Source organism: Neobacillus rhizosphaerae (assembly GCF_050477885.1).
GTDB lineage: Bacteria > Bacillota > Bacilli > Bacillales > Cytobacillaceae > Neobacillus > Neobacillus rhizosphaerae_A.
In genome coordinates, this window is record NZ_JBCNAC010000074.1 from 1 (window position 1) to 17,498 (window position 17,498).

At 41.0% G+C, this 17,498-nt stretch carries 13 protein-coding genes and 1 pseudogene; 5 read left to right on the top strand and 9 right to left on the bottom strand.

Features of this window, described 5'->3' with window-relative positions:
• Positions 1-19 precede the first annotated feature (19 nt).
• Positions 20-556, bottom strand: a complete 537-nt coding sequence (locus ABES03_RS09685) for a GbsR/MarR family transcriptional regulator (protein ID WP_430117087.1) — start codon at positions 554-556, stop codon at positions 20-22.
• Between the two features lie 257 nt (positions 557-813).
• On the opposite strand from ABES03_RS09685, the gene proV reads away from it, so the two are divergent.
• From proV to ABES03_RS09705, 4 genes are all read left to right on the top strand, one after another.
• Positions 814-2,100 (top strand): glycine betaine/L-proline ABC transporter ATP-binding protein ProV, encoded by a 1,287-nt coding sequence (proV, locus tag ABES03_RS09690; protein ID WP_430117088.1) that lies wholly within the window; start codon positions 814-816, stop codon positions 2,098-2,100.
• The gene (locus ABES03_RS09695) at positions 2,070-2,921 is read left to right on the top strand and encodes an ABC transporter permease (RefSeq protein ID WP_430117089.1); all 852 of its coding nucleotides are present in this window, start codon (positions 2,070-2,072) and stop codon (positions 2,919-2,921) included. Before proV ends, ABES03_RS09695 begins: the two co-directional genes overlap by 31 nt.
• Positions 2,921-3,814, top strand: a complete 894-nt coding sequence (locus ABES03_RS09700; RefSeq protein ID WP_430117090.1) for a glycine betaine ABC transporter substrate-binding protein — start codon at positions 2,921-2,923, stop codon at positions 3,812-3,814. Before ABES03_RS09695 ends, ABES03_RS09700 begins: the two co-directional genes overlap by 1 nt.
• A gap of 222 nt (positions 3,815-4,036) precedes the next feature.
• Positions 4,037-5,338 (top strand): NCS2 family permease, encoded by a 1,302-nt coding sequence (locus tag ABES03_RS09705; protein WP_430117091.1) that lies wholly within the window; start codon positions 4,037-4,039, stop codon positions 5,336-5,338.
• A gap of 70 nt (positions 5,339-5,408) precedes the next feature.
• On the opposite strand, the gene ABES03_RS09710 is transcribed toward ABES03_RS09705, so the two are convergent.
• The 8 genes and pseudogenes from ABES03_RS09710 to ABES03_RS09745 all read right to left on the bottom strand — a co-directional run bounded on the left by ABES03_RS09710 (position 5,409) and on the right by ABES03_RS09745 (position 16,178).
• Positions 5,409-8,330 carry an EAL domain-containing protein gene (locus tag ABES03_RS09710; protein ID WP_430117092.1) on the bottom strand — a complete coding sequence of 974 codons (2,922 nt, stop codon included), beginning with the start codon at positions 8,328-8,330 and terminating at the stop codon, positions 5,409-5,411.
• Between the two features lie 204 nt (positions 8,331-8,534).
• Positions 8,535-10,007 (bottom strand): sodium/proline symporter PutP, encoded by a 1,473-nt coding sequence (gene putP, locus ABES03_RS09715; protein ID WP_430117093.1) that lies wholly within the window; start codon positions 10,005-10,007, stop codon positions 8,535-8,537.
• 132 nt (positions 10,008-10,139) lie between these two features.
• Positions 10,140-11,402, bottom strand: coding sequence for a glutamate-5-semialdehyde dehydrogenase (locus ABES03_RS09720; RefSeq protein WP_430117094.1), 1,263 nt, complete (start codon positions 11,400-11,402; stop codon positions 10,140-10,142).
• A 22-nt stretch (positions 11,403-11,424) separates the two neighbouring features.
• A pseudogene (gene proB / locus ABES03_RS09725) lies at positions 11,425-12,252 on the bottom strand (glutamate 5-kinase); the annotation flags it as partial.
• 32 nt (positions 12,253-12,284) lie between these two features.
• Complete coding sequence (gene proC / locus ABES03_RS09730) at positions 12,285-13,145, bottom strand: pyrroline-5-carboxylate reductase (protein ID WP_430117095.1); 861 nt, start codon at positions 13,143-13,145, stop codon at positions 12,285-12,287.
• A 349-nt stretch (positions 13,146-13,494) separates the two neighbouring features.
• Positions 13,495-14,445 carry a ribose-phosphate diphosphokinase gene (locus ABES03_RS09735; RefSeq protein ID WP_430117096.1) on the bottom strand — a complete coding sequence of 317 codons (951 nt, stop codon included), beginning with the start codon at positions 14,443-14,445 and terminating at the stop codon, positions 13,495-13,497.
• A gap of 123 nt (positions 14,446-14,568) precedes the next feature.
• Positions 14,569-15,039, bottom strand: coding sequence for a hypothetical protein (locus ABES03_RS09740; protein WP_430117097.1), 471 nt, complete (start codon positions 15,037-15,039; stop codon positions 14,569-14,571).
• A 77-nt stretch (positions 15,040-15,116) separates the two neighbouring features.
• Entirely contained in the window at positions 15,117-16,178 is a 1,062-nt protein-coding gene (locus ABES03_RS09745) for a two-component system sensor histidine kinase NtrB (protein ID WP_430117098.1), read from the bottom strand.
• Between the two features lie 433 nt (positions 16,179-16,611).
• Here ABES03_RS09745 and ABES03_RS09750 point away from each other — a divergent pair, with 433 nt between their 5' ends.
• Positions 16,612-17,334 (top strand): CAP domain-containing protein, encoded by a 723-nt coding sequence (locus ABES03_RS09750; protein ID WP_430117099.1) that lies wholly within the window; start codon positions 16,612-16,614, stop codon positions 17,332-17,334.
• Positions 17,335-17,498: the final 164 nt, after the last annotated feature.

Genomic DNA, 17,498 nt, shown 5'->3' on the forward strand with positions numbered 1-17,498 from the left:
CGGGGGACTGTCCCCAAATTTATTCTTTCTTTTTAGGAATAAATTGAAAAATTTCCTTTGATTCAAAGCTATCAACTAGCCTGTTGAGCCAATCGTAATATTCAATTGCACCAGTTAGCTTTTCTATATCCATTATTGCTTCTTCTTTTATTTTAGAATCTACATTGTCATCCTCTGTAAGGGATTGTAATTCTGTAAGTGACTTCTCCATTGCTGACACATTGATGGAAATCCCTGTCCTCCATTTAATCGAAAAAAAATCAATGAAGGTTTGATACCAATCCGGTTCAGCCTGATATAAATCCTTTCTAACTCCCTTTTTCCATACCTTTCCGACCATTTTCAATTCTAACAAACTTCGGACCGAGGTACTCATACTAGTTTTACTCATCCCAAGCTCATCTTTCATATCATCTAGTGTTAGGGGGCCTTCCTGAAAATACAAAGCTCCATATAATCGACCAATGGATTCCGTTACCCCGTATAAATTCATATTTTGTGAAATCGCTTCAATCACCCGTTCACGGGCCAGCTCTAATTTTTCTTCACCATTCATTATTGATATCACATCCATTTTGTATACATGTTCTTAATAAGACTATCATGTTTATTTTAAAAGTAAAGAAGGCTCTTAAGTAGGAATATGGAGGAATATAGAGCAATTTTGAGAATACTATTTATTCAGTACGTACAGTTTTTTCTGTACGTACTTTACGGCTGAATATGCCCAATTACCAACTTTGCCCTTTTTATCCAAAAAGAACTACAATTAAAAAGTCCTACTACTTCTGTAACAGCAATTGAGGTGAATGAATGAGTAAACATGATAAAAAAATTAGTGTTCGCAACGTAACAAAAGTCTTTGGAAAATCCAAAAAGGCCCTTCAGCTTCTACAGGATGGAGAAAGCAAAACATCCATTCTAAAGAAAACAGGGGCAACGGTTGGTGTCAATCAAGCGACCTTTGATGTTGAAGCTGGAGAAATATTTGTCATTATGGGTTTATCAGGAAGTGGGAAGTCTACCCTAGTCCGTATGCTCAATCGGCTTATTGATCCAACAGCAGGTCAAGTACTCATTGACGGTGTGGATATAGTTAAAATGAACAAAGAGCAGCTTAGAGAAGTTCGCAGAAAGAAGATCAGCATGGTCTTTCAAAAATTTGCACTCCTTCCACATAGAACTGTCTTAGAAAATACAGAGTACGGTTTGGAAGTCCAAGGAGTAGCAAAAGAAACACGAATGGACAAAGCCATGAATGCCTTAAAGTTAGTCGGACTTGAAGGTTATGAACACCAATACCCTAAGCAATTAAGTGGTGGAATGCAGCAAAGAGTAGGTTTAGCTAGGGCATTAGCCAATGAATCTGACATTTTACTTATGGATGAAGCTTTTAGCGCCTTGGACCCCCTGATTCGAAAAGACATGCAGGATGAGCTCCTTGAACTTCAGTCGACAATGAAAAAAACGATTGTCTTTATCACCCATGATTTAGATGAGGCCCTCAGAATTGGCGACCGTATTGCACTTATGAAAGATGGTTCCATCGTGCAAATAGGAACACCAGAAGAAATCCTCATGAACCCATCAAACGACTATGTTGAGAGATTCGTAGAAGATGTTGACTTATCCAAAGTTTTAACGGCTGGTCATGTAATGAAACGTGCAGAAGCAGTTTCGATCGAAAAAGGTCCACGGGTTGCCCTGCAAATGATGAGAGATTTAGGAATTTCGAGTATATATGTCGTGGATAGAAAGAAAACATTACTTGGGGCGATAACGGCTTCAGATGCGAAAGAGGCCATTGATCGGAATGAAGGTATTTTAAGCATTCTTCAGACAGGAGTTTCCACAGTCTCTCCTGATACACTGCTAACTGACTTATTTGATAAAGTTTCTTCGGCATCCATTCCAGTCGCGGTTGTAGATGAACATAGCCGACTGAATGGAATCCTTGTAAGAGGTGCCGTCATTGGTGCTCTTGCTGGCAATAATGAGGCCATTAACGACCTCAACCGAGCCAAGGCTGAAGTAGCAGCCGACCAGGTTAACAAGGAGGTGAAAATTACATGGAACAATGGTTCCCAAAACTCCCGGTAGCTGATTGGGTTGATGTCTTCGTTAACTGGTTAACCGAGAACTTGGAGGTAGCGTTTGATGGTATAACGAATGTTCTTCAATCTATTGTCGATGGAATGGTTCTTGGATTCAGCTTTATTCCCTCCTATGTATTTGTTATTCTATTAACCTTACTTGCCTGGAAGGTCTCAAATAAAGGAATCGCTATCTTCACATTTATAGGTTTATTCCTAATTGCTAATCTTGGCTACTGGGAGCCCATGCTCCAGACCCTAGCTCTAGTGTTAACAGCCGTAATCATTTCGATTGTCCTAGGAATACCTATGGGGATTTGGGCCTCACAAAAGCAAACGGTCAAACAGGTCGTGACACCTATTCTGGACTTTATGCAAACGATGCCTGCCTTTGTATACTTAATTCCTGCTATATTTTTCTTTAATATTGGAGTGGTACCAGGCGTCGTAGCCTCTGTTATTTTCGCCATGCCGCCAACAATAAGGTTAACGATTCTCGGCATCCAACAAGTCCCCGCAGATATTATTGAAGCAACGGAGGCCTTTGGTTCGACGACAAGCCAACGATTACTTAAAGTCCAACTTCCACTAGCCATGCCTACAATTATGGCTGGAATAAACCAAAGTATCATGCTCGCTCTTTCCATGGTTGTTATTGCTTCTATGGTTGGTGCACCAGGTCTTGGTGCCGATGTATACCGAGCGGTTACGCAAATCCAAATTGGTAAAGGGTTCGAAGCTGGGCTTTCAATCGTCGTGATTGCGATCATACTGGACCGGGTCACCCAAAATATAGGAAAATCCAAAAAACAAGGAGGAAATGCTTAATGATGAAAAAATGGATGTTGTTAATATTAGCCGCATTACTAACAATTGGACTGGCCGCATGTGGATCAGATGAAGCTAGTAACAAGGAAAACAAAGGGAAAACCACTGTTAGTGACAGTGTAGATTACAAAATCATCGGGATTGATCCTGGTGCTGGACTCATGAAGGCGACTGCTAAAGTCCTAGATGAATATGAGTTAAACGATTGGAAACTTGTTGAAGGCTCTAGTGCTGCAATGACAGCCACCCTGAAAAAAGCATATGACAAGAAAGAACCTGTTATTGTTACTGGATGGACTCCACATTGGATGTTCGCAAAATTTGATTTAAAATACTTAGATGATCCCAAAGGCGTTTTTGGTCAAGAGGAAACAATCAATACCATCGTAAGAAATGGACTAAAAGCTGATATGCCTGACGCATATAAGGTGCTTGACCAATTTAATTGGACACCAGATGACATGAATACCGTAATGAATAGTATCGCTGATGGCGATGATCCTGAAGATGCAGCTGCCAATTGGGTAAAGGACAATTCGGATAAGGTAAGTGAATGGACTAATGGTGCCAATAAAGTGAATGGTGACAAGATTAACATTGGGTATGTAGCGTGGGATAGTGAAATCGCAAGTACGAATGTGATTGGTAAAGTCTTAACAGAGCTAGGCTACAAAGTCACTCTTACCCAATTAGAAGCCGGTCCAATGTGGACGGGAGTGGCTGATGGAAGCCTGGATGCTCATGTAGCTGGTTGGTTACCTTCTACCCATGCAGACTACTATGAAAAGTATAAAGGAAAGTTTGAAGATTTAGGTGAAAATCTAAAAGGGACAAAACTCGGCCTTGTGGTTCCAGCCTATATGGACATTGACTCCATTGAAGATTTGAAATAAAATTTCCTAGTTAAAAAAGTTGTACAGAATAGTAGGTAGAGAAGACCATCCCTTGTTTAGGAGCAGGGATGGTCTTCTTTTTTAATGGTTGTCTATTAAAACTTGTCTAAGAATAATAGAAGGAGGATGGGATAAAATAAAAAATACCTATTGAAAAACAACTGTAAAACGAATAATATAGATAAAGTCTTAATATAACGTTCGTGTTTTGGAGGAAACCTCATGTTTAAGCTAAAAGAAAATCAAACAAATACAAAAACAGAACTACTGGCAGGCATCACAACCTTCTTTACCATGGTATATATCGTAGTGGTCAATCCGGTCATTCTTGCGGATGCTGGTGTTCCCTTTGAGCAGGTATTTACCGCCACTATTATCGCTGCTGTGCTGGGAACCCTTTGGATGGGCCTTTTCGCAAACTACCCGATTGCCATCGCACCTGGAATGGGTCTTAATGCCTACTTTGCCTATTCCGTAGTAGGCGCGCATCAGAACATCAACTATGAAACAGCCTTTGCAGCCGTTTTTGTCGCTGGTGTCATCTTTGTTATTTTGTCCCTTACACCATTAAGGGAAAAATTAATTGAAGCGATTCCAGAAAATCTCAAATATGGAATTACAGCTGGAATCGGTTTATTTATTGCTTTTATTGGTCTGCGTCTCTCAAAAATCATTACCGCACACCCAACCAATCTTGTAGGACTTGGCGACCTGCATGCTCCGTCCGCTTGGTTGGCTCTTCTTGGCCTAGCCATCACTCTCGTTCTAATGATGCTGCGAATTAACGGGGCATTATTTTTCGGAATGGTGATTACAGGGCTGATCGCTTTCTTTACCGGTCAGTTACACTTCGATCAAGGATTTATGTCGCTTCCTTCCCTTCCTGAAGGACTAGTGGTCGCAAATCCATTGACAGCACTGACTGATGTTATTCAGCACAGCTTATATGCCGTTGTTTTTTCCTTTATCCTTGTTACCATTTTCGATACAACTGGTACGATGATAGGAGTTGCCAATCAAGCAGGATTAATGAAAGGCGACAAATTGCCTCGGGCACGTCAAGCATTGCTGTCTGATTCTATTGCCACAACAATCGGTGCCATGTTTGGGACGAGCCCGACAACCGCTTATATTGAATCCACTTCAGGAGTTGCGGCCGGAGGTCGAACGGGTTTAACCTCTGTGACAGTCGCCGTTTTATTTATTCTATCTGCTTTCTTCGGTCCACTCGTTGGTGCCGTTTCTGGGCTGTCATCGATCACAGCACCTGCTTTAATTATTGTCGGCAGCTTGATGATGGGTAGTATTTCAAAAATTCGCTGGAACGAACTAGACGAAGCCTTTCCTGCTTTCTTGACGATTTTGAGCATGCCGCTCACATCAAGTATTGCGACAGGAATTGCTCTTGGTTTTATCAGCTATCCGCTATTAAAAGTAGTCAAAGGTAAGGGACGTGAGGTTCATCCTCTCCTTTACGTATTCGCTGTACTCTTCTTTTATCAACTGGCATTTTTACCACATTAATACCCATATAAAGAAACAAAAGAGGCTGACATCTGAGAGGATGTCAGCCTTTTAGTAGTCATTAGAAAAATCAGTCCGCATTTCTTATAGATAAAGGTTGTCCTGTTAATTCTTCTAGTTTTAAAGTACTCGAAAGGTCTTTGGCTACTCCAATTACATGGATGACCTCGCCGCTATTGTTCAACACCGGGGTCAGTTTTACATTAAAAAGCTTCCATCCACCTTCATGTGTAGCTATGCGATATTGAATTTGGCAAGGTTGTTTGCTCCGAATTGTGCTTATAAAGGTACGTTTGTAAAGTGACTGATCTTCAGGATGCAGGTTCGAGAAGGAGTTATAGTTTTCATAGTAACTAGATGGGTATCCTAGTACCGATTGGTGAGAAGGGGAAGCATACTTGATTTTTCCCCGCAAATCGAAAATTGTGATTAGATCCGTCATATTTTCAGCCACCAGCTGGTACATCTCTTGGCTTTCCCTTAACGCTTTCTCGGTTTCCTTGAGATTCGTAATATCACTGCACGAAACAATGACCTCTACCACTTTTCCACGTTTTTTTAATGGACTTAACGCAGCCATATAATAGATTCCATTTATTTTTGCCTCATAGGTGATATTCTCTTCACCCTCCCAAGCTTTTTGATAGAAAGTGAGCTTTTTCTGAGCAAGGTGGGCAGGGATGAATTCATGCAGTTCTTTACCGATTACCTGCTCTGGAATCAAACCAAAGCGATACAATAATTCTCCGTCACACAAGGTATGAACAAACTTACCATCAATATTTTTATATTTTATCGTCAATCCCTGCTGCCTCCGAAGGGTATCCTTTAATTCCTGACGGGCAATCCTGACGGTTTCTTCCATCCACATTCGCTTAGTAGTATCTTGCGAAATGCCGAAAGTACCTACAATTTCTTCCATCTTATTAAAAAATGCCTGATTCCAGTCTGTTGCTGGCAGGGGCTCACTAAAGAAATAACCTTGTGCCGTGTCACAAAGATGCTGCTGCAAAAACACCAACTGCTCTCTTGATTCAATTCCTTCTGCAACGACATTCAATTGTAAGGTATGGGCCATAGAGATAATTGTTTTGACTATGGTTTCGTCATTCGTTTGATTGTATAGTTCGCGCACGAAGGATTGATCAATCTTTAATGTATCCACGGGAAACTGTTTTAAATAATTTAATGAGCTAAATCCCGTCCCAAAATCATCAATACTAATTAAGAGTCCGAGCTTCTTTAATTCCTGTAATGTGACGATTGTCCGTTCAATATCCATCGTCATACTTTCTGTTATTTCAAGCTCTAAATACTGAGGCTCTAATCCTGTATGTTCCAAAACCTTTTTGACAGTCTTTACAATTTGACATTGCGAGAATTGGCGAGCAGATAAATTTACACAGATGACCATATTGGATAATCCCTGGTCCATCCATATCTTTTGCTGCATACATGCCTCCTGAAGAACCCATTCACCAATTGGGATGATTAATCCTGTCTCTTCTGCAATGGGGATAAACTGTGAAGGCGGAATCATTCCCCGCTTAGGGTGGTTCCAACGAATCAGTGCTTCGGCACCAATTACTTTGCCCGTTTTCAAATTGATTTTTGGCTGATAATGTAAAATAAACTCTTCCCGTTCAATGGCCTTATGCAAATCCATTTCCATAAGGAGGGGATTGATGTCATCCACTGTTTCTTTATTTGAATAAAAGCGAAACGTATTTTTCCCTGCCTTTTTCGCTTGGTACATAGCAAAATCTGCATGCTTGATCAGTGTTTCCATTGATTCTCCATCTTCTTGATAGAGACTAATACCAATACTCGGAGATATAAATAAATCACTTTGGTTTAAATTAAATGGTGAAGCTAGAACCGAAAGAATTCGAACCGCTACCTTTTCCGCAATCGGTCGGTCAGCATCGTGTAAAATAACAATAAACTCATCTCCACCCTGTCTGAAAACCTGATCTTTTTCAAGGACAGAGGATTTTAATCGCTTTGCCACTTCTTTTAATAACAAATCACCCACTGAGTGACCGAAAGTGTCGTTGATTGCTTTAAAACGGTCAAGGTCAATAAATAATATCGCAAGCTTTCGATTCTGATAAGCGGTTAAATCAAGTTCCTTGGATAGATGATTATCTAGAAGATTTCTATTTGGTAGACCCGTTAAGTAATCATGGTAGGCCAAATGCTGAATCATGTCTTGGTTCTTGATTTGCGCCGTGATATCCTTTGCAATACCGTAAACCCCTACAACCTGTTCATCCACTATAATTGGGACACTGGTCACATTTAGATGAATCATTTTTCCGTTTTTATGGTTCAGTCTAATATTATGATTTTGAGGGCTTCCACCGTTTTTAAAGGTGGCCTCAAAAATGTTTATTGTTCTTTCTAAATCATCCACAAAAATGAAGTCAGTAAATTTCTTGTTGATGAGGTCTTCGAGGCTGTACCCTGAAATCGTCTCACATGCTTTGTTGGCACTAGTAAATTTCCCATCTAAATCAAAACTATAAACAGCATCTGAATGATATTCAAATAAGGATTTATACCGCTGCTCATTGATATTCAACTGTTCCTGTAAGCACTTCTTTTCGGTGATATCACTACCAATTGCCATTAAGGCCGGTTTCCCATTAAATCTAATCGTTGAACCAACTGCCTCTACAAAAATGGTCTCACCGTTCATCGCATTAAATTTATATTCATGGAGTGCAACAAATTCACCGTTAAGTACTTTTTGTAAATTGCTAATCAACTCTTCCTTACTTTCAGGATGCACCAATTCAAGAAGTGATTTCCCTAATAGTTCATTTTCTTCAGACGATTTAAACAAGCTCAAAGCTGCTGAGTTGGCGTAAACAATTATATTTTCTTGATACACTAGTATGCCTTTAGGTGACAGCTCAACCAAGCTTCGATAACGGTCTTCACTTTCTATTAACTTGGCTTCCGTTTGCTTACGTTCTTTCTGATGCATAAGGATTCTCCAACAAACATAGATGCTACCTGTTATGATAATTAAGATCAATAAAACACAAAGAAGTACAACAGTTACCAAGTAGACCCACCTCAAGTTTCCAATTATATATGGTTCAATATACCATCAAATCCCTGGTGACTCACTGTAAAATTTCTTCCATTTAAAAAGACTGACCCGAATGAGTCAGTCTCAAACTATTCATTATGCTTCCTTCACCTTCGCACGATAGGCTCTAAATTCCTCTTGAACTTTAAGGGATGGAGCGCGACCAAGGAGACTAACGATAATGATTGCGAGTCCGCCGAACAAGAATCCTGGAGCTAATTCATACACATCGAACAGACCTCCAGATAGCTGTGCCCAGACAATCACAGTGAGTGCTCCGACAATGATTCCAGCCAGTGCTCCATTTCGGGTCATGCGTTTCCAGAACAAGCTCAAAATAATAACCGGTCCAAACGCTGCGCCAAAACCAGCCCAGGCATAACTTACTAGCTCTAATACCTTGCTTTCAGGGTTATAGCCTAAAAAGATCGCGATGACTGCGATACCCAGAACAGCAATTCTGCCAACAATCATTTCTTCCTTTTTGGAAGCGTCTCTTCTGAAAATAGATTTATAAAAATCTTGTGCTAACGCACTGGAAGAAACGAGTAATTGTGAATCTACTGTACTCATGATTGCTGAGAGAATGGCTGCAAGTAAAAATCCAGCTACCCATGGATTAAAGAGAACCTGTGAAAACATGATGAAGACTGTCTCTGAATTTTTAAGTGGTGCATTAGCAAAATAAGCAATTCCCGCAAACCCAATGAACATGGCACCAAATAAAGAAACAATCATCCAGCCCATTCCAATTAGACGAGCCTTAGGAATTTCTTTCGTTGATTTAATGCCCATAAAACGAACAATAATATGTGGCTGACCAAAGTAACCGAGTCCCCACGCTAATAGGGAAATGACCCCAACGGTTGTTGCACCTGAGTACACATTGAGATACGAAGTGTCAATGCTTCCGATTTTTTGAACCGTTTCGTGCCAGCCGCCAAGCTCTTGTATAGCAACAATAGGGATCACAATAAGGGCTAAGAACATTAAGATACCTTGGAAAAAATCGGTCCAGCTTGCTGCTAAAAATCCTCCAAAGAAGGTATATGAAAGGATAACACCTGCTCCAATCCAAAGAGCAAGAATATAATCAACTCCGAATGATTTTTCTAGTAGAATCGCGCCACCAACCAAACTGGAGGAAGTATAGAAAGTAAAAAAGACAAGAATGACAATGGCAGATACGACGCGAAGGACTTTCGACGAATCGTGGAAGCGATTTTCAAAGAAATCGGGAACGGTAATTGAATCACTTGCCACTTTTGTATACACTCGAAGTGGTTTCGCGATAAATTGCCAGTTAAGATAGGCACCAATTGCTAATCCAATGGGAAGCCAAATCGAACCGAACCCACTGACATAGACCGCACCAGGAAGACCAAGCATTAACCATCCACTCATATCAGATGATCCTGCACTTAATGCCGCCACTCCTGCACTCAATCTTCTGCCGCCGAGTACATAATCTGTTAAGTTTTTCGTCATTTTGGCAGCGACATAACCAATAATCCACATTCCAATTAAATAAACCATGATTGATGTTAACGTAGGTACGCTTATACTCATGTATGAATCCTCTCCCTTTCTATTAAATAAGAAATAACTGATAAAACAACTAGCAATGGCATAGGAACCATTATCCACGCCCAAGTAGCTTCTGTTAGTGCGAATTCCATGTTTCTCACCTCCTTTAAGTTTCTATCTGATGTGCCCATTACCACTCATGATATATTTGATGGTTGTTAAAGCCTCCAGCCCCATTGGCCCTCTTGCATGCAGCTTTTGAGTGGAGATACCTATTTCTGCCCCTAGCCCCAGTGCACTGCCATCCGTAAACCTCGTTGACGCATTATGATAAAGGGCGGAAGCATCCACTAGTTTCATGAAACGGTGTGCTGTTTGCACGTTTTCTGTCATAATCGCTTCAGAGTGTTTGGTTCCATATCGGTCGATATGAGCAATGGCCTCATCCACATGATCAACCACCTTCATAGCTATATCTAGACTCAAATACTCATTCGCCCAATCCTCTTCCTCCGCTGGCACGGCATGAGGAATGACTGCAATTGCGGCTTCATCCCCATGGACCTTGATTACGTTCTCCTCTAACGTTTGGATGAGTTCCTCTTTATGCTCAGTAAGCCAGGCCCGGTGAATAAGGACCGTTTCTATGGCATTGCAAACGGCCGGACGATCCGTTTTGGCATTGACCAACACAGAGAGTGCTTTATCAGGATTCGCTTCGGCATCGATGTAAAGATGACAGTTTCCTACCCCGGTTTCTAGTACTGGGACTGTAGCTTGGTTCACCACCGCACTGATTAAAGAACCACCTCCGCGAGGAATTAGCACATCAATATGTTCCTTCATAGTAAATAGCTGCTGTGCCGCTGCCCGGTCGGTACTTTCAATAAATTGAACCGCTTCTTTTGGGATGTTGGTCTCCAGAAGAGCCTTGTGCATCACTTTGACAATCGCTTTGTTGGACTGAATCGCAGAGGAGCCACCCTTCAGAATAATCGCATTCCCAGCTTTTAATGCCAAGCCCGTGGCGTCGACAGTTACATTCGGCCTTGCCTCATAAATCATTCCGATGACACCTAATGGAACTGTCACCTTCTCCACTTGTAAGCCATTTTCCAAGGTTCGATTAGATAAAACTTTTCCCGTCGGATCCTCTAATTCAGCCACTTCTCGTAACCCGTTAGCAAAATCAAAAATCCGCTCTTTCGTTAAGGACAATCGATCCAAGAATGCTTCACTGTATCCTTTTTCCCGCCCTTTGAACACATCCTTTTCATTCTCCCTAAGGATGAATGGGTATTTGGCTTCTAACATGTCAGCTAGCTTATGTAGGGCCTTGTTTTTCTCTTCGGTTGATAAAAGTCCCACATATTTAGCTGCTTTTTTTGCCAAAATGGCCTGTGCTTCAACAGTTAAACTTTCTTTTATAGGTGACATCTAATTCCTCCTTTTATCTTAGCGCCATCCATTTTTCTTTTTGGTTAAGGCTGATGGAAGGTGTGCTACCTTTAAAATACGTTCCTTTTGCTCTTCCCAGCACCGCGTCTCTGACTACATATTTGTGGGCTGCATGGCCCAAAAAGGTGGTAATACCAAAGGTCATCGCCATTTTAACGGCCTCAATTTTGGATTTCATTCCACCAGTTCCAACAAAACTGCCCGAATCACCTGCTGCCTGCTCAATTTCAGGAGTAATCTCCGTAACAACCTCCAGTCGCTTCGCACGTGGATTGTTGGTCGGATTGGCATTGTATAGGCCATCGATATCTGATAGAATCACCAGCTGGTCAGCATCTACTAATCCCGCAACCTTTGCAGAGAGTGTGTCATTGTCACCAAACTTTAACCGGTCAATCGTTACCGTATCATTCTCATTAACAATCGGAATCATGCCCCGTTCTAATAACACGTTCAAGGTATTCCGAACATTTTTGTAACGGTCCTCATCTAGGAAGTCACTTCTCGTGATTAAAATTTGAGCCGCTACATACCCGTGGGATAAAAATAGTTCTGAGTAGGATTCCATCAGTAATCCTTGACCAATCGAAGCAGCTGCTTGTTTTTCCGGTAACGTATCCGGCCGTTGTAAGCAGCCCAGTTTTCGATACCCAGCGGCAACAGCACCGGATGATACGAGAATAACCTCATAGCCAAGGTCCTTTAAACACACAATTTCATCTGCTAATTTTTCAAGCTTTCTCCGACTAATTTCACCGTGGCGGCTCGTTAACGAACTGCTGCCTATTTTTATTATTACCCGCTGCGGTTGCTGAGGGGTCGGAATCATCAAATCACTCCATTATCTCTAGTTTGTTGGATTTACATCGCTTTTGTTTGATAAACAGTCTTTATGGATTGTTCTAATTCTGCACTGATTTCCTTTGAACGGGAGGCTGCCTGTTGAATCGCTTGAGCAATTGCCTTTCCGCCCCCTTGCTCTTTCAATGCCTTTAGGCCAGCTGCTGTCGTTCCGTTGGGTGAGGTCACATTATCTCGTAACATAGCCGGCGGCTCCTCTTGTTCCTGAATCATTTTGGCTGCGCCAAGAATGGTTTGTGCGATCATACGCCGTGCTGTTTCTGGCTGTAATCCCGCTTTCTGCCCTTCTTTTTCCATGTGCTCCATAAGGTAATAAAAATAGGCGGGGCCACTGCCAGCAATACCTGTAAAAATATCCATCTTCCCTTCAGGAAGGACGTACACTTCTCCGATGCATTGAAGTAGTTCTTTGGATAATAAAAGATTGTGTTTAGAGGTATGTTTCCCTGCGGATATCGCTGTTGCCGATTCCCCAATCATGCTTGAAGTATTGGGCATGACCCGGATGACCTGTTGGCCTGCAGGAACAATTTGTTCGATAAAGGATGTTGTGACACCAGCTAAAACAGACAAGATCAGTTGATTAGGCTTAAGTGAGTGTTTGATAGATTGTAAGGAGGTTGCTGCATCTTTTGGTTTCATTGCGAGGACGATGATATCCGCTTGCCCTATGTCTAGATGTTCTCGAGGAACCCCGATAATCCCGTAATTTTCTTGTAGTTCTTCTAATCGGTCTGTGTTGCTTCGATTGGAAACAATAAGTTGCTGAGATGGTATTTTCTCTGCAGAAACAATGCCTGCTATCATAGCTTCAGCCATCGACCCGGCACCGATAAATAGAATTGATTTTTTATCTAACATGCAATCTCTCCCTGGTTGTTCGTATTTTGTTCTTATTTTTCTCACTGCCCCAATACTAACATGTGGAGAATCAATATCAAGGGAAAAAAGGAAATTTATGTGTATTTGACTCAATTAGTGAGCATCTGGCAATATACCACCTGTCGTTTTACGAAAATCAGCCCTCACGCCCGAATTTAGCCTCTAATCCCTGAATTTCGTGATTTTTTTAATTAAAAATCACACAGAGTGCAATCAAAAATAGCGTATTTACACTTCGAATTTTTTCCAAAAACAACTCCTTGTTCCCCTCTAAAACAAAAAAAAATCCAACCCCTAAAAGTTAGGAATTGGATAGTACAAGCCGTTCTTATTCAAATAAAGGACTTACTGGTTTTTCATTGTGAATTCGGTCAATGGCTTCTGCGAGCAATGGAGCAACCGATAATGACGTAATCTTATTGATCATTTTCTCTTCAGGCAGCTCAATCGTATTCGTCACAACCAACTCTTTAATGGGCGAAGCTTCAATTCGGCTGACAGCCGGTCCAGAAAGAACAGGGTGTGTACAGCAAGCATAGACAGCTTTTGCTCCTTTTTCCATTAACCCTTGCGCTGCAAGCGTAATCGTCCCAGCCGTATCGATTAAGTCGTCAATAAGGATCGCATTTTTCCCTTCGATATTTCCGACAATATTCATGATTTCCGCCACGTTAGGTTTCGGACGGCGCTTATCAACAAAAGCAATCGGCGCATGTAAGCGGCTTGCCAACTTTCTCGCTCTCGTTACCCCGCCATTATCAGGAGCAACAATCACCACATCCTCTAATCCCTTCTTTTCAAAGTAATCCGCTAAAATCGGAACACCTATAAGCTGATCAACAGGGATATCAAAGAAACCTTGGATTTGTGGGGCATGCAGGTCCATCGTTAAGACCCTTGTGGCACCAGCTCTTTCTAAAAGATTGGCAATCAGTTTAGCTGTAATTGGTTCACGTGAACGTGCCTTTCTGTCTTGGCGAGCATACCCATAATATGGAATGACTACATTAATTGCCTTTGCCGAAGCTCTTTTCAATGCATCAATCATGATTAGGAGCTCCATAATATATTCATTCCCTGGCTGTGAAGTCGATTGCACTAAGTACACTTCACTTCCACGAACACTCTCTTCTATGTTAATATGAATTTCACCATCACTAAAACGAGATACAGAGCTTCTTCCTAACTCACAACTTAGAATCTGCGCCATCTCTTCTGCAAGCTTACGATTAGAATTTAACGTAAACATTTTAAAACATTCTTTTGTTTGATAAGCCACTGTAAGTCCTCCAGCTGTCTTCATGATTTGAACATTAGTCCTATCCTATCTTACCATAATCGTTTAGAGGGTTAAAATGTTTATCCTATTATTATGCTGACAATATGTACCACATATTCAACGCTATTGGTTATAATCCCAAAGAATCGTCCATTTCCCTTTTTCCTCGGTCACAAACACCTCTTGTTTCAGGTCGAAATTCCCGTATTTACCTTTGTAGGTTTGAGTGACAGGGGCTTTATACACATTTTTCAGGGAAGGACCTGTCTTGGACATTTTCCAGTCCTTCAATTCCTCAAGCTCCCCGATCGTATAAGAAAAAGTCTCGACCCCAAAATGGTTCATAAACACGTGGGCCCGGTCTTGAATGTAGTTTCCCTTGCTGAATTTTTTCTTCATCGAGGAATGAAATAACGCCCAGGAGTTCGCAAAATCCCCTTCCTTTTCATAGCTATAAAATTCATCGACCACTTCTCTCACCTCATCACTTGACGAGGAGAAGGCTGACCGTAGGAATAAAAAAACAGCAAAAATACCTGCAAGTACCAGAATGCCGCTTAGGATTCTTTTGAATGAAGCTGTTCTTCTCCGCATGGTGCATACTCTCCTTTATTTTCTCTCTTTTTAACAAAGAATATGTCCCACCATGTGCAAATAGTAGCTTAACTTTATCAAGCTTCCTGTAGAGGCAGTTGAATGGTAAAAACCGAACCTTGGCCCTCTTCACTTTCAACGATCATTCTCCCCATGTGATTAGAGATGATCGTATGTGTCATCATTAATCCAAGCCCTGTTCCTTCTGTCTTATCGGTAAAAAAAGACTGACCTATTTTTGAGATATGTTCTTGAGGAATACCCGCGCCATTATCCTTAATAAGAATGTTTAGGTTTTCGTAATCTTGTTTTAACTCAATCTTTATTTCTCCTGCTTGCTTAATCGCTTCAATTGAATTTTTAATGAGATTCACAAACACTTGTTTTAATTGAACTTTATCTCCCAGAATATGTAGATGATGATACTTTTCTTTTACAAATTGTATATGTATTTTCCGTTTAAACGCCTCACTGCTAAATAAAGCGACAGATTCATTGATAATCTCCGCAATCGGCTCCAGCTTAAAACAGGTCTCTTTTGGTTTGGCTAAATATAATAATTCATTAGCGATATTCTCAATCTGTAGTATTTCGGTTGTAATAATATCAAGATAATTATTTTTTGAAATTTCCGTCTTTAAAAGCTGCAAAAATCCCTTAATCGACGTGAGAGGATTACGAATGTCATGAACAATACCGGAGGCAAGCTCACCGATCAGAGACAGCTTTTCCGTCTGCATCATGAGCTGTTGCGCTTGCTTTTTTTCCGTTATATCCCGGATAACCACCTGCGCCATTATTTTATCATTATAATGATGATAGGGGATGGCCATAATTTCAACGTCAATAATCGTTCCATCTAATCGAATCATCTTTTGTTCCATTAAAGGTGCAACACCATTGTTCTCTCTCACGTAACGCAGTCGCTCTTTACAAATTGGATGAAACTCAGGATATAAAAATAGGTCAAAGCTTTTTCCAACAATGTTCGCTTTATTCTCTAGGCCCAATAAGCCAACGCTCGCCTCATTAGCGTAGACAACTGTTCTGTCATCTAGGATGATGTTAGAATCCAGACTTCCTTCGATTATTTGCTGAAAGTCAAAAATATATGCTTCCTCCGTCATGCTGTCCACCACGTTCCATCCCCCTTTTCTACTATAAATTTATCGAATTTTACTATATTAGTAAAGTCTAATGGATGATCCTTCCACTTACATCCCAAGGAACCAAAATTTAGTTCAAATCACCCTAGTAAACTTCGCTTAATTTTCGACTTTTTTCTGAAATATTTGTAAAGTAGGATCTCCATTGCGAAAGCTGTCAACCCCTTTTACCTAAACAATAATTGGTATTATTTAAAATAAATAGTAGAACTAAAGAATGCTTTTTTTGAATTACAGAATTGATAAGAGTTCTAGCAAATATGCCTTTTTAGGATAATAGCTTATAAACAGTTCCATCTTTCATTCAGTACTGTTAAATCCTTCCTGAAATATGACAAAAATCATATGGTATGCTGTTGCTGTTAAGTTCACAGCAGTTTTTCAACCTAAGGAGGATGTTAGTATGTTGAAGAAAAAAGCAATGTTAACGGTAGCTGCGGGGGCTGCCGTAGTAATGGCAAATCCTATTTTAAATAAAGCACATGCTGCAACATTTACGCCTACAACACAAGAAAAGGTATATGTGTATAATGCATCAAACATGGATGAGATTAATAGTATCATTGAAAAATATTTAGCAAATCTTGGGATGACGGTTTCTCAAAACACGGTGAAGCAGCCTGCGGCAACTCCAGCACCTGCACCTGCACCTGCACCAACAACGGAGCAGACAACTCCGGCCTCAACTACACCGGTACAGCAAGAGCCTGCACCTGCAGAGACCACCACTACATCGCAATCTACTTATAGTTTAAGTGCCTATGAGCAGAAAGTGGTTGATTTAACGAATCAAGAACGTGCGAAGAATGGGTTACCTGCGCTAAAAGTAGATTTAACGCTAAGCAAAATGGCTCGCGATAAATCACAAGACATGTCTACCAATCACTACTTTAGCCATACTAGCCCAGCCTACGGTTCGCCCTTTGACATGATGAAGAAATATGGCATTACTTACCGTTATGCTGGTGAGAATATTGCGATGGGACAACGAACGCCTGAAGAAGTAGTGACGGCTTGGATGAACAGTGAAGGTCACCGCAAAAATATCTTAAGCCCAAACTTTACCTATATCGGGGTTGGTTATGTAGCTGATGGAAATTATTGGACTCAGGAGTTTATTGGTAAATAGGAAAAGCGAAAACAGCCCGTTGGTAAATTTGACGGATTGCTGTTGTTCTTCAACTAATTGGTCGCGTAGAGACTTTCTACGCGACCGTTTTCTGTTTTTAGCTTCGTCTTCGTGCACCTAGGCCCCTTCTACGTTACCCATTGGTCCTTTTTCCACCTTCTTCG

Coding starts and splice junctions, on each gene's coding strand:
- ABES03_RS09685 (WP_430117087.1), bottom strand. CDS start 556: ATGAATGGTGAAGAAAAATTAGAGCTGGCCCGTGAACGGGTGATTGAA.
- proV (WP_430117088.1), top strand. CDS start 814: ATGAGTAAACATGATAAAAAAATTAGTGTTCGCAACGTAACAAAAGTC.
- ABES03_RS09695 (WP_430117089.1), top strand. CDS start 2,070: ATGGAACAATGGTTCCCAAAACTCCCGGTAGCTGATTGGGTTGATGTC.
- ABES03_RS09700 (WP_430117090.1), top strand. CDS start 2,921: ATGATGAAAAAATGGATGTTGTTAATATTAGCCGCATTACTAACAATT.
- ABES03_RS09705 (WP_430117091.1), top strand. CDS start 4,037: ATGTTTAAGCTAAAAGAAAATCAAACAAATACAAAAACAGAACTACTG.
- ABES03_RS09710 (WP_430117092.1), bottom strand. CDS start 8,330: ATGCATCAGAAAGAACGTAAGCAAACGGAAGCCAAGTTAATAGAAAGT.
- putP (WP_430117093.1), bottom strand. CDS start 10,007: ATGAGTATAAGCGTACCTACGTTAACATCAATCATGGTTTATTTAATT.
- ABES03_RS09720 (WP_430117094.1), bottom strand. CDS start 11,402: ATGTCACCTATAAAAGAAAGTTTAACTGTTGAAGCACAGGCCATTTTG.
- proC (WP_430117095.1), bottom strand. CDS start 13,145: ATGTTAGATAAAAAATCAATTCTATTTATCGGTGCCGGGTCGATGGCT.
- ABES03_RS09740 (WP_430117097.1), bottom strand. CDS start 15,039: ATGCGGAGAAGAACAGCTTCATTCAAAAGAATCCTAAGCGGCATTCTG.